Annotated in this window: 13 protein-coding genes; 5 read left to right on the forward strand and 8 right to left on the reverse strand. The window is 34.6% G+C overall.

Going from position 1 to position 12,485, the window contains the following annotated elements:
- Positions 1–25: 25 nt before the first annotated feature.
- The 6 genes from J4T76_RS01950 to J4T76_RS01975 form a co-directional block, all read right to left on the reverse strand.
- On the reverse strand, positions 26–694 hold the full coding sequence (locus J4T76_RS01950; RefSeq protein WP_267339443.1) for a DedA family protein: 669 nt from the start codon (positions 692–694) through the stop codon (positions 26–28).
- Between the two features lie 30 nt (positions 695–724).
- Entirely contained in the window at positions 725–2,182 is a 1,458-nt protein-coding gene (tldD, locus tag J4T76_RS01955; protein WP_267345234.1) for a metalloprotease TldD, read from the reverse strand.
- Between the two features lie 112 nt (positions 2,183–2,294).
- Complete coding sequence (gene rng, locus J4T76_RS01960; protein WP_267339445.1) at positions 2,295–3,770, reverse strand: ribonuclease G; 1,476 nt, start codon at positions 3,768–3,770, stop codon at positions 2,295–2,297.
- Between the two features lie 14 nt (positions 3,771–3,784).
- Positions 3,785–4,270, reverse strand: a complete 486-nt coding sequence (gene mreD, locus J4T76_RS01965; RefSeq protein WP_267339446.1) for a rod shape-determining protein MreD — start codon at positions 4,268–4,270, stop codon at positions 3,785–3,787.
- Entirely contained in the window at positions 4,257–5,099 is an 843-nt protein-coding gene (gene mreC, locus J4T76_RS01970; RefSeq protein WP_267339447.1) for a rod shape-determining protein MreC, read from the reverse strand. The genes mreD and mreC overlap by 14 nt, the downstream gene beginning before the upstream one ends.
- Positions 5,100–5,238: 139 nt before the next feature.
- Positions 5,239–6,282 (reverse strand): rod shape-determining protein, encoded by a 1,044-nt coding sequence (locus tag J4T76_RS01975; RefSeq protein WP_025316140.1) that lies wholly within the window; start codon positions 6,280–6,282, stop codon positions 5,239–5,241.
- A 367-nt stretch (positions 6,283–6,649) separates the two neighbouring features.
- Between J4T76_RS01975 and accB the strand changes: the two genes are divergently transcribed.
- From accB to J4T76_RS01990, 3 genes are read left to right on the forward strand one after another with little or no spacing between them, the layout of a single operon-like run.
- Positions 6,650–7,117: an acetyl-CoA carboxylase biotin carboxyl carrier protein gene (gene accB / locus J4T76_RS01980; protein WP_267339448.1), complete on the forward strand. Its 468-nt coding sequence runs from the start codon at positions 6,650–6,652 to the stop codon at positions 7,115–7,117.
- A gap of 33 nt (positions 7,118–7,150) precedes the next feature.
- Positions 7,151–8,497, forward strand: coding sequence for an acetyl-CoA carboxylase biotin carboxylase subunit (gene accC, locus J4T76_RS01985; protein WP_267339449.1), 1,347 nt, complete (start codon positions 7,151–7,153; stop codon positions 8,495–8,497).
- A gap of 58 nt (positions 8,498–8,555) precedes the next feature.
- On the forward strand, positions 8,556–9,194 hold the full coding sequence (locus tag J4T76_RS01990; RefSeq protein ID WP_267339450.1) for a bifunctional 4-hydroxy-2-oxoglutarate aldolase/2-dehydro-3-deoxy-phosphogluconate aldolase: 639 nt from the start codon (positions 8,556–8,558) through the stop codon (positions 9,192–9,194).
- A 49-nt stretch (positions 9,195–9,243) separates the two neighbouring features.
- Here the strand turns inward: J4T76_RS01990 and J4T76_RS01995 are convergent, their stop codons facing one another.
- Together J4T76_RS01995 and J4T76_RS02000 are read right to left on the reverse strand one after the other, a co-directional pair.
- Positions 9,244–10,014 carry an ABC transporter permease gene (locus tag J4T76_RS01995; RefSeq protein WP_267339451.1) on the reverse strand — a complete coding sequence of 257 codons (771 nt, stop codon included), beginning with the start codon at positions 10,012–10,014 and terminating at the stop codon, positions 9,244–9,246.
- Entirely contained in the window at positions 10,007–10,948 is a 942-nt protein-coding gene (locus J4T76_RS02000; RefSeq protein ID WP_267345232.1) for an ABC transporter ATP-binding protein, read from the reverse strand. The genes J4T76_RS01995 and J4T76_RS02000 overlap by 8 nt, the downstream gene beginning before the upstream one ends.
- 240 nt (positions 10,949–11,188) lie before the next feature.
- Between J4T76_RS02000 and mog the strand changes: the two genes are divergently transcribed.
- Together mog and argR are read left to right on the forward strand one after the other, a co-directional pair.
- Entirely contained in the window at positions 11,189–11,767 is a 579-nt protein-coding gene (gene mog / locus J4T76_RS02005; protein ID WP_267345230.1) for a molybdopterin adenylyltransferase, read from the forward strand.
- A gap of 182 nt (positions 11,768–11,949) precedes the next feature.
- On the forward strand, positions 11,950–12,408 hold the full coding sequence (gene argR / locus J4T76_RS02010) for a transcriptional regulator ArgR (RefSeq protein WP_267339454.1): 459 nt from the start codon (positions 11,950–11,952) through the stop codon (positions 12,406–12,408).
- The last annotated feature ends 77 nt before the right edge of the window (positions 12,409–12,485 follow it).

Genomic DNA, 12,485 nt, shown 5'->3' on the forward strand with positions numbered 1-12,485 from the left:
ATAAATTCATCTGTAAAATTAAATCTCAAGATTGCTTCTTCTTTGCTAACCAACGTTTAAAAGCAAGCCACAACGAGAAAATTAATCCTAATAATAATAATAAAACTGGAATCAACATAAGAAGAGACATGATTTGTTTTTCATATTTATTAAAAACTGGCGATAAACCAAATAAATAACCTAATGTTACAATTAAGAAGATCCATAATGTTGCACTTATCCAGTTATAAATATGAAATTTTCGACTATGTAATCCTGATAATCCCGCCATGATAGGTAATAACGTACGTACAAAAGCAATAAATCGCCCAATAAAAAGAGCTTGTAATCCATATTTATGGAATAAAACTTCTGATTTTTTATGATATTTTTCTGGAACATGTTCCATCCAGCTTTGTACAAGCTTAGTGTTACCTAACCAAAGACCTTGTGCATAACCTAACCAAGTACCTAAAGCGGCTCCAGCAATTAAAATAACATTTATTAAACCAAAATGAAAAACGTCGAGACTAATCAATACTCCAGTTAAGAATAATAAACTATCACCTGGTAAGAATGCTGCTGGTAAAACGCCATTTTCTAATAAAATAACGACAAATAACATACCGTAAAGCGTCCAAAGCACATTAGGATTTGATAGCGTTGCCACATCCAGATTAACAAAAGCATGATAAAGAGTAATGATTGTTTCCATCTATTTAATTTCCCATTTCATTTATAATTATTAGTTATTAATCGTTCCACCAACGGTTAAGTTATCCACTTTTAAAGTGGGTTGTCCAACTCCTACAGGAACACTTTGTCCAGCTTTACCACAAATGCCTACACCTGAATCTAATGTAAGATCGTTCCCTACCATCGATATTTGTTGCATGGTTTCAATGCCGGAGCCAATCAAAGTTGCACCTTTAACTGGCGTAGTTATTTTTCCTTTTTCAATCAAATAAGCTTCTGATGTTGAAAAAACAAATTTACCCGAAGTAATATCAACTTGACCGCCAGAAAAATTAGGTGCATAAAGACCATAATCTACACTGTTGATAATGTCGTTGAAAGACGATTCTCCTGCTAACATATAAGTGTTGGTCATTCTTGGCATAGGTAAACATGCATAGCCTTCACGACGCCCATTACCGGTTGAATATGTATTCATTAATTTAGCATTCATCTTATCAAACATATAACCTTTTAAAATACCTTTTTCGATAAGAACAGTTTTTTGACTTACTGTACCTTCGTCATCAATTGATAATGATCCCCTGCGATTTTCAATTGTTCCATCATCGACAATTGTACAGAGTTCCGAAGTAACTTTTTCACCAATTTTTCCTGAAAACACCGAGCTGTTTTTGCGATTAAAATCCCCTTCTAAACCATGCCCTACCGCTTCATGAAGTAATACACCAGGCCAACCCGCACCTAAAATTACTGGCATTGTACCTGCTGGAGCAGCTTTAGCAGATAATGAAACCAATGCAATCCGCACAGCTTCACGAGTATAACTATCAGCAAAGCTTTCAGACGCCTTAGGATTAATGTTCAAAAAATACTCATAACCAAAACGACCTCCACCGCCACTACCACCACGCTCACGTTTTCCATCTTTTTCTACAATAACCGAAACAGATAAACGAACTAATGGACGGATATCGGCACATAGTGTACCGTCAGTACCTGCAATCAAAATTTCTTCGTAACTACCCGTTAAACTGGCTGATACTTCAATTACATTTTTATCAATTGACCTTGCTAACTGATCAATATGTCGCAGCAATGCAATTTTTTGCTCTTGAGAAAAAGAATTAATTGGATTAATTGATGGATACAATGGTACGGTTTTAGCTGTTCTAAGCGGCGTAACAACAATAGGAGGTTGCTGTTTAGTAATGGAATTGGCTGCCAATACGCTTTGCTCTAAACGAGTTAGAGAAAGCTGATCAGTATAGGCAAAACCCGTTTTTTCGCCAACAACTGCACGAACACCAACACCTTGATCACGATGGAAAGAAGCATTTTTGATAATGCTATCTTCCAATACCCAGCTTTCGTAATAGCCAGATAAAAAGTATAAATCTCCAAAATCAATTTGCCTTGAACTTAACATATCAAGCAAATGCAAAATATCATGTTGACTTAAATTATTAGGGTTGAGTAGTCGATCACTCACTTGAGTTAATATCATAAATTCCTTAAATTTTTATTTTTGATGCTATCTTTCTGATATATATCCATTATTCTTTTATTTCCATACAGAAACGTATAGTTAACCTGAAACTTTTTAACACATTACTGTTTTACATTAGTACCACATCATATTGTTCTTGAATATAAAGTGGTTCAATTTTTACTTCAACTCTTTTACCAACAAAGACTTCAACTTCTGCAAGTGCATGTGACTCATCAATAGTTAAAGCATTAGCAACAGCAGATGACGCATAAACTAAAAAATATTCAGAACGATGAGCTTTATACACTCTAACAATTTCACGTAAAATTTCATTGCAAACAGTTTCAACTGATTTAACCATCCCTCTACCCTTACAAGCAGGACATTCTTCACACAAAATATGTCCAATACTTTCTCGAGTTCGTTTACGTGTCATTTCAACTAATCCCAATGTTGAAAATGAATTAATCGTCGTTCTAGCTCGATCTTTTGATAAAAAATCCTGCAATGATTGTAATACACGTTCTTGATGTACATTTTCTTGCATATCGATAAAATCAATAATAATAATACCTCCTAAATTGCGTAATCGTAATTGACGAGCAATAGCGATGGTTGCTTCTATATTGGTATTAAAAATTGTCTCTTCTAAATTTCGATGACCAACAAATGCACCAGTATTAATATCAATTGTTGTCATGGCTTCGGTTTGGTCAATAATTAAATAACCACCAGATTTTAGTTTAACTTTGCGATCTAATGCTCTCTGAATTTCATTTTCAGTATCATATAGATCGAATATCGGAATGTTACCACGATAATGAAAGAGTTTATTGGTCACTTCTGGCATAAACTCTTGAGTGAAATCGACTAAAAGATCGTAAGTTAATTTAGAGTCGACTAAAATACGCTCAATTGGATCACCGACAAAGTCCCTTAACACGCGTTGCGATAAAGCTAACTCACCATAAACTAAATTTTTGCTGGTAGGACGAGCCATTCGTTCTTGAATTTTACTCCATAACCGTTTTAAAAAATTTGCATCTTGCTCAAGCTCATGAGCGTTTGCACCTTCTGCGGCAGTTCTAACAATAAAACCACCATCTGGAGTTACGAATTGTTCAACAATATCTCTTAATCTTTGGCGTTCTTCTTCACTTTCAATACGTTGAGAAGTAGCAACATGAGCGGAATTTTGACCTGGCATCAATACTAAATAACGTGACGGTAAAGTAATATCGGTTGTAAGACGAGCACCTTTAGTTCCTAAAGGATCTTTAACTACTTGTACCATTAAATCTTGTCCTTGACGGACAAGTTCAGAAATGTCTTTTACTTGAAATTGCTCTTGCTCTGAATCCGAAACACATTCAGTATGAGGCATGATATCTGATGCATGCAAAAATGCAGCTTTTTCAAGACCGATATCGACAAATGCTGCCTGCATACCAGGCAAAATACGAATAATTTTTCCTTTATAGATATTACCGACAATGCCTCGACGAGATTCACGATCAACATGAATTTCTTGTAATACACCATCTTCAATATAAGCAACTCGCGTTTCGGATGGAGTGACATTCATTAATAATTCAACTGACATACAGAAATATTCCCCTAATTAATCGCAAAGTTTTGTTTTATTCTTTGCATTAGCAAATATATCCATATCCATAAAAAACCATCAACGCAACTTGATAATAATATATATGGTGACATAGTAATTGTATGATAAATACTTACCTGAAATATAAATATTAATGCATTATAACAAACCGAAATACCAAATAAGATAAAAGCCTGTTGCCATAAAGCTAAATTACTCAGCAATTGGTATTTAAATACGAGTAAATAAGCAATTAAAGAATAAATGAAGGCATGAACACCTAATATTGTCCCTGAACATAAATCTATTATTAAACCAAACACAAATGCTGTACCTATACCAATCTGATATGGCATAGTAATTAACCAATAAGCGATTATTAATAAAAATAAATGTGGTTTAAACATATCATATGATGGTGACCAAGGTATAATTTGAAAAAATAAGCCTATTAACAAAGTGAACCAAATAATTAATATGCTATTACGAGCCCTCATGCTTTACTCCTTGATCTCCCCATAGTAATAATAAATAACGTAAACGTTTTAAATCGGCTGTCGGCGTTGCTGAAATAACTGGAGTTGAATCGCTAATATCAAGTTTAACTGAACTGACTATTGCGACAGGATAACCTTCAGGAAAACGACCGTCTAATCCAGAAGTTACTAATATGTCACCAACTTTAATATCAACATTATTTGGTAAAAAATCGAGTGTTAAATCATTACTGCATCCGTTACCAACTGCCACCATAGAAATATCGTTTCTTAATATTTGTACAGGTATTGCATGTTGATAATCACAAACTAAAATTGCTCGGCTAGTATTTTGAGCTGTTTCATAAATTTGCCCAACAATACCTTTATCATCAACTACAGGTTGACCAATGTAAACACCCTCTTTTTTACCTTTATTGATAACAACTTGATAAACATAAGGGTCAGTATCAGCTAATATGACTTGAGCTGCCATTTTATGTTCATCATGTCTTAAAGGCGATCCGAGTAATTCTCTTAATCGATCATTTTCATGTCTAAGATGCTCAAGCAATAATAAATCTGTCTTTTTTTCAAGCAATATATTATTTAGATTTGCATTTTCTTTTTCTAACACTTCGCGTGTCTTTGACATCTCATACAGTGTGTCATACGTCGCTTTTGGCGCATTTGAAATATAATACAATGGCGAAATCATTGTATCTAAATAGTAACGAACTTCTTTAAACGGACGATAATTTAAATCTAATACTATTAATATAAAAGATAATAGTAAAGATATAAATAATTGCACACTAAGAGGAGAACGTTTAGAAAAAAGTAATTTCATTATCCAGTGCTTACCTGTTATATGCTTAAAATCTAATTAATTCAAGATATGACTCCGCCGACTATGTCGGCGGAAAAAATGAGATGTTTATTGACCATCGACTTCATAAATATGAAATTAATCAATAAGTAAATAATAATTACTCTTCACTAAAGAGATCTCCTCCCTCCATATCAACCATATCGAGAGCTTTACCACCACCTCTTGCTACACATGTAAGAGGGTCTTCGGCGACAACTACATGAATACCCGTTTCAGCCGATAATAATTTATCAATATTACGTAATAGAGCACCGCCACCAGTTAATACCATTCCATGTTCGGAAATATCCGAAGCCAGTTCAGGTGGACATTGTTCTAACGCAACTTTAACAGCACTAACGATACCACTAAGTGGTTCTTGAAGCGCTTCTAAAATCTCATTAGAATTTAAAGTAAAACTACGAGGCACACCTTCAGCAAGATTTCGACCACGAACTTCAATTTCAAGAACTTCATCTCCAGGATAGGCACTGCCAATAACATGTTTAATTCGTTCAGCGGTCGCCTCACCAATTAATGCACCATAATTTCGACGAACATAATTGATAATTGCTTCATCAAAACGGTCACCACCGATTCTTGCCGATGCCGAATAGACAACACCATTTAACGAAATAACGGCAACTTCAGTGGTACCACCACCAATATCAACGACCATTGAACCTGTTGGCGATGAAACAGGTAAATCCGCACCAATAGCTGCAGCCATCGGCTCTTCAATTAAATAAACCTCACGGGCACCTGCGCCCAATGCTGACTCACGAATAGCACGACGCTCGACTTGTGTTGCACCAACTGGTACACAAACTAATACACGAGGACTTGGTCTTAAAAAACTGTGGCTATGCACTTGACGGATAAAATACTGTAACATCTTTTCAGTTACAGAAAAGTCAGCGATTACGCCATCTTTCATCGGTCTAATAGCAGCAATATTACCTGGAGTACGTCCTAACATCTGTTTCGCAGCCTGCCCAACAGCAGCGACACTTTTAGGTGTGCCTGTGCGATCTTGACGGATGGCGACAACTGAAGGTTCGTTTAGTACAATACCTTGACCTTTTACATAAATAAGGGTGTTAGCTGTACCTAAATCAATCGATAGATCATTTGAAAACAAGCCACGAACTTTTTTGAACATAATAAAAACTCTTCCTAGAAATAATCTTGTTTAAGTGTTAGTGAGTACTTGAAGCAAACCATAGAATAAAATACTTAATTTTAATTTTATATCGTATAAAATAGTATTCTAGATTATTTTTTAAAACCTGTTTGCTTCAATAACAATTAGGTTTTTCTATTGTATCGCAATTCTAAAATAATACCTAGAAAATAGTATAATAACAGTTTGTAAAGGAAAGATATATAATGACAAAATCTAATTTACAGTGTATGCTTCCGCGTTAATGTTGAGTTACTGCCTTATTATCACTTTAAAAGATTACTTTTGAGATATTAAGGATGCATTAAATAATTGTTACTTATATCAAATAAACACGGTGTAATTCATGGATATACGCAAAATTAAAAAATTAATTGAATTAGTTGAAGAGTCAGGTATTTCAGAAATTGAAATTTCTGAAGGTGAAGAATCAGTTCGAATTAGTCGATCAATACCTACAGCAAACTATTCAGCGCCAATACAAAACATTCAAATCCCTCAAGCTGCCCCAGTTGTTGTAGCTCCTAGCTCAGCAAGTGAAAGTGTAGCTGAAACGGATCCTATTACTCCCGCTCCGGCAGGTACTACTATAAAATCGCCAATGGTTGGAACGTTTTATCGCACGCCAAGCCCAGAATCGAAAGCTTTTGTAGAAGTTGGTCAAACTGTCAATGTCGGTGATGTACTTTGTATCGTTGAAGCGATGAAAATGATGAACCAAATTGAATCTGAAAAAGCAGGCACAATTAAAGCTATTTTAGTTGAAAATGGTCAACCAGTTGAATTTGATCAGCCACTATTCATCATTGAATAATATTAACTTATTTATAAGATTAAGAGATCGAATATGCTTGATAAAATTCTTATTGCTAACCGTGGAGAAATTGCTCTACGTATCCTACGAGCATGTAAAGAACTTGGAATTAAAACTGTCGCTGTTCATTCCTCGGCAGATAAAGATTTAAAACATGTATTACTTGCAGACGAAACTGTCTGTATAGGTCCAGCAGCTTCCGCTAAAAGTTACCTCAATATTCCTGCATTAATTTCTGCCGCTGAAGTTACAGGTGCAGCAGCAATTCATCCTGGATATGGTTTTTTATCAGAAAACGCAGACTTCGCTGAGCAAGTAGAACGTTCTGGATTTGTTTTTGTTGGACCAAAGCCTGATACCATTCGTTTAATGGGTGATAAAGTGTCAGCAATTCATGCCATGAAAAAAGCTGGCGTACCTTGTGTGCCTGGCTCTGATGGACCTTTGAGCAATGATATTGAAAATAATAAGCAGATCGCCAAACAAATCGGCTATCCGGTTATTATCAAAGCGTCCGGTGGTGGCGGTGGTCGTGGTATGCGTATTGTTCGAGAAGAAAAAGATCTTGAACAAGCAATAAAAATGACCAAATTAGAAGCAAAAACCGCTTTCAATAACGACATGGTCTATATGGAAAAGTTCCTCGAAAACCCTCGTCATATTGAGATTCAAGTGCTTTCTGATGGTCAAGGCCATGCTATTTATTTAGGTGAACGTGATTGTTCAATGCAAAGACGTCACCAAAAAGTAGTTGAAGAAGCACCGGCAGTTGGCATTACCCCGAAAATGCGCAAATTCATTGGTGAGCGCTGTGTTAATGCGTGCATTGAAATCGGTTATCGTGGCGCAGGAACATTTGAATTCTTATTTGAAAATGGTGAATTTTATTTCATTGAAATGAATACGCGTATTCAGGTTGAACATCCAGTTACCGAAATGATAACAGGTGTAGATCTGATTAGAGAACAGATCTTAATTGCCGCAGGCAAACCTCTTTCTATCCAACAAAGTGATATTGAAATCAAAGGTCATGCCATTGAATGCCGTATAAATGCCGAAGACCCTAAAACATTTATGCCTTCACCAGGTAAAATTACTCGCTTCCATGCGCCAGGTGGTTTTGGTATTCGTTGGGAATCACACATTTATGCGGGTTACACAGTACCGCCTTACTATGATTCAATGATTGGTAAGCTAATTGCGTATGGTGAAACTCGTGAAGTTGCTATTGCACGAATGAAAAATGCATTAGCAGAACTAGTGATTGATGGTATTAAAACAAATATAGATCTTCACATTGAAATTATGAATGATAAAGACTTCCAAAAAGGAGGAACAAATATTCATTATTTAGAGAAGAAATTAGGCATTTACGAATAACAAAATAATCCCTATCATTTAGGGATTATTGCTATTTATTAAATATGGATAGAAACAAATGAAAAACTGGAAAAGAAGTGCTGAAGAAATTTTAACCATAGGGCCTGTTGTTCCTGTTATTGTTATTGAACGAATTGAAGATGCCGTGCCACTGGCAAAAGCGTTAATTAATGGCGGTGTTAAAGTTCTTGAAGTTACATTACGAACAGAATGTGCGCTTGAAGCAATCAAAAAAATCATTAAAGAAGTTCCAGAAGCAGTGGTTGGTGCAGGTACAGTAACAAGTGTTGAACAACTTAAACAAGTTACAGAAGCTGGAGTTGAATTTGTGATTACTCCAGGCATAACTGATGCCATTTTAAAAGCTGCAGTTGAAGGACCTGTTCCAGTAATTCCTGGTATTGCGACCATTTCTGAGTTATTAACAGCCCAAGAATATGGCTTAACAGCATTAAAATTTTTTCCAGCAGAAATTAATGGTGGCGTCGCTGCATTAAAAGCTTTTTCTGGTCCTTGTGGATATATGAAGTTTTGCCCTACTGGCGGTGTAAATCCTAAAAATTATCGAGATTATCTTGCACTTAGTAATGTACTTTGTGTTGGTGGGACTTGGTTTATTCCAACCGATGCTATTTCTAATGGTGATTTTGATAAAATTACTCAAATGGCAAAAGAAGCCGTTACTGGCGCCAAATAATTATTTTCCGCCGATATCATTCGGCGGTTATTCTGTTATTTAGTTATTTTTAACTTCTTAACCCTCGCCCACTTTCAATAAGTCGCCATGCAATTACATATAGTACAGAAACAAACAAAATTAACATTGAAAATGTGATCCATAGTGATACGTCAGTTACACCTAAAAAACCATAACGAAAACCATTAATCATATAAACGATTGGATTTAGTTTTGATACCCATTGCCAGAAAGTTGGTAGCATGGTTATTGAGTAAAATACTCCTCCAAGATAAGTTAATGGTGTTAATACAAATGTTGGAATAATACTGATATCGTCAAAAGTTTTTGCAAATACAGCATTTAATAATCCTGCTAATGAAAACAAAATCGAAGTTAATAGCAAAGTACAAATAACAAAGGGCCAAGAATGAACTTCAAAATGAACAAAAAATAACGATACCATCGTTACTAAAATACCTGTTAAAATACCACGCATCACACCTCCACCAACATATCCCCAAATCAAAATATGCGTTGGTACTGGTGCAACTAATAATTCCTCAATATTACGTTGAAATTTGGCGCTAAAAAAAGAAGAACAGACATTGGTATAAGAGTTTGTAATTACAGACATCATAATTAAACCAGGAACGATAAATGACATATAGCTAAAACCACCCATATCCCCCACACGTGAACCAATTAGATTACCAAAGATAATAAAATAAAGTGACATAGTGATAATAGGTGGGATCAACGTTTGCAACCAAATTCTTAAAAATCGTGTCACCTCTTTACGCCAAATACTTTTTAAAGCTATCCAATATAAATTACACATTATCACTTCCTTCTGAATTATTGTTGCGTAACAAATCAACAAATAGTTCTTCTAATCGATTAGTTTTATTTCGCATGCTAATCACTTTAACATTTTGATGATTGAGTTGCTCAAACAACTGATTTAAACCACGTTGTTTATCAACCTTAACTTCTAGCATTCCTGTATCAACATTTGTATAATTATAATCTGTTAAAACTATTGATTCACTTGTTGGTACATAATCGATAATAATAGTTTCAGATTGGCTATTAGCTAATAATTGACGCATAGAAGAATTCGCAATCAATTGACCATTTTGAATTATGCCAATATTACGACATAGCATTTCCGCTTCTTCTAAATAATGGGTAGTTAAAATAATCGTAATACCTTCATGATTGATTTCACGTAAAAAATCCCACATGGAACGTCGTAACTCAATATCAACCCCTGCTGTTGGTTCATCAAGAATTAATAATTTGGGTTCATGAACTAGTGCTCTTGCAATCATTAAACGTCTTTTCATACCACCTGATAACATGCACGCTCGACTGTGGCGTTTATCCCATAAATCTAAAATTCGCAGGTATTTTTCTGCTCGTTCTAAGGCCAATTTACGCGGTAGACCATAATAGCCTCCTTGATTAGTGATGATCTGAATCACTTCTTCAAATTGGTTAAAATTAAATTCTTGTGGTACCAAGCCTAATTGCCTTTTAGCATTGACAATATCGGTATCTAAATCGTAACCAAAAATTCGCACTTTACCCGAGGTTTTGGTTACCAATGAGCTTATTATGCCAATAGTTGTTGATTTCCCGGCACCGTTTGGACCAAGCAATGCATAAAAATCACCTGCCTTAACCGTTAAATCAATACCTTTTAAGGCTTCTACACCATTTTTATAAATTTTTTTAAGTGCGACTAATTCAAGCGCAGGAATAGACGACATGATAAAATCCTAATTGAATAAGTTATGATTGAAATTATATAAACTCAATTATTAATGAGCTGCAATATTGACAACTTAATGAACTGTTGTAAAGGTATTTTTAGTTTTCTTTATTTTGATATAAATGAGTTATAATTTTCAGCTTTAGCGTACATTAACTTTAAGAAGCCATTAGCAGTATTTTGATGTGGCCTTAATTTTGATTCATAGCGATAAAAAATCACCTAAGGAATAAGTATTATGTTTAAAATTGGTTTAGTTTCTGTGTCTGATAGAGCTACAAAGGGTATCTATGACGATGAAGGTATTCCATCATTAATATCTTGGTTACAAACAGCATTGAAAACTCCATTTATTACCGAAAATCGAATAATTCCAGATGAAATATCTATTATTGAACAAACATTATGCGAATTTGTTGACCAATTACATTGTGATTTGATTCTAACCACTGGCGGTACAGGACCTGCCATTAGAGATGTCACCCCTGATGCTACTTTAGCAATAGCCGATCGGGTAATGCCAGGATTTGGTGAACAGATGCGTCAAATCAGCTTACATTTTGTACCTACCGCTATTCTTTCCAGACAAGTTGGTGTTATTCGAAAAAAATGTTTAATTTTAAACTTACCTGGCAGACCAAAATCGATAAAAGAAACGCTTGAGGGTGTAAAAAATAGTGAAGGAAAAATAATTGTTAATGGTATTTTTGCCAGCGTTCCTTATTGTTTAGAATTATTAGAAGGACCTTACATAGAAACGCATGAGCAAATAGTAAAATCTTTTCGCCCTAAAAGCAGCAACAAATCGAATATTTGATTTTATGCAAATCTTATGCATAATTATGTTTATAGAATGTAAATTTTATAACTTAATGTTTGATATTTAAATGATTTCAAAAATGTTTATAAAACTTATTCTTTTATACCGATATATTCAGCAATATTAAGTTATTGCTATTTTAAGCTTAAACAGCAATAAATTAATTCCAAAGGAAAAATATGAAACAAGATGATCTGACTAAAGCTTTTAAAGAAATGCTTTTACAAGAAAAATTTAGTTCTCAAATAAGCATTGTACAAGCTTTACAAGAACAAGGGTTTGATAACATTAATCAATCCAAGGTTTCACGAATGTTAACCAAATTTGGGGCGGTTAGAACACGTAACGCAAAATCAGAAATGGTCTATTGCTTACCTGCTGAAATGAGTGTTCCTACAGCCAGTAGCCCATTAAAAAATTTGGTTGTTGATATTGATTATAATAGCTCAATGGTGGTAATTCGTACTAGTCCTGGGGCTGCACAGCTTATTGCCCGATTACTTGATTCAATTGGTAAATCAGAAGGTATTTTAGGTTCTATTGCTGGAGATGATACAATTTTCAGTACGCCAACTAAATCTTGTACGGTCAAAAGTTTATATCAAACTATTATTCAATTATTTGAACAAGAGTTATAACTATTATTCTAGAAATTAAAGTTTTAATAAATAATTTTTCCTATTTAACCTATTGACACATTTAGTAAAATCGTTAA

It is taken from the genome of Gilliamella sp. B3022, assembly GCF_028751545.1.
Classification (GTDB): domain Bacteria; phylum Pseudomonadota; class Gammaproteobacteria; order Enterobacterales; family Orbaceae; genus Gilliamella.

Bases quoted from the DNA above. Each gene is read 5' to 3' on its own strand.
- J4T76_RS01950 (WP_267339443.1), bottom strand. From the start codon at position 694: ATGGAAACAATCATTACTCTTTATCATGCTTTTGTTAATCTGGATGTG.
- tldD (WP_267345234.1), bottom strand. From the start codon at position 2,182: ATGATATTAACTCAAGTGAGTGATCGACTACTCAACCCTAATAATTTA.
- rng (WP_267339445.1), bottom strand. From the start codon at position 3,770: ATGTCAGTTGAATTATTAATGAATGTCACTCCATCCGAAACGCGAGTT.
- mreD (WP_267339446.1), bottom strand. From the start codon at position 4,270: ATGAGGGCTCGTAATAGCATATTAATTATTTGGTTCACTTTGTTAATA.
- mreC (WP_267339447.1), bottom strand. From the start codon at position 5,099: ATGAAATTACTTTTTTCTAAACGTTCTCCTCTTAGTGTGCAATTATTT.
- J4T76_RS01975 (WP_025316140.1), bottom strand. From the start codon at position 6,282: ATGTTCAAAAAAGTTCGTGGCTTGTTTTCAAATGATCTATCGATTGAT.
- accB (WP_267339448.1), top strand. From the start codon at position 6,650: ATGGATATACGCAAAATTAAAAAATTAATTGAATTAGTTGAAGAGTCA.
- accC (WP_267339449.1), top strand. From the start codon at position 7,151: ATGCTTGATAAAATTCTTATTGCTAACCGTGGAGAAATTGCTCTACGT.
- J4T76_RS01990 (WP_267339450.1), top strand. From the start codon at position 8,556: ATGAAAAACTGGAAAAGAAGTGCTGAAGAAATTTTAACCATAGGGCCT.
- J4T76_RS01995 (WP_267339451.1), bottom strand. From the start codon at position 10,014: ATGTGTAATTTATATTGGATAGCTTTAAAAAGTATTTGGCGTAAAGAG.
- J4T76_RS02000 (WP_267345232.1), bottom strand. From the start codon at position 10,948: ATGTCGTCTATTCCTGCGCTTGAATTAGTCGCACTTAAAAAAATTTAT.
- mog (WP_267345230.1), top strand. From the start codon at position 11,189: ATGTTTAAAATTGGTTTAGTTTCTGTGTCTGATAGAGCTACAAAGGGT.
- argR (WP_267339454.1), top strand. From the start codon at position 11,950: ATGAAACAAGATGATCTGACTAAAGCTTTTAAAGAAATGCTTTTACAA.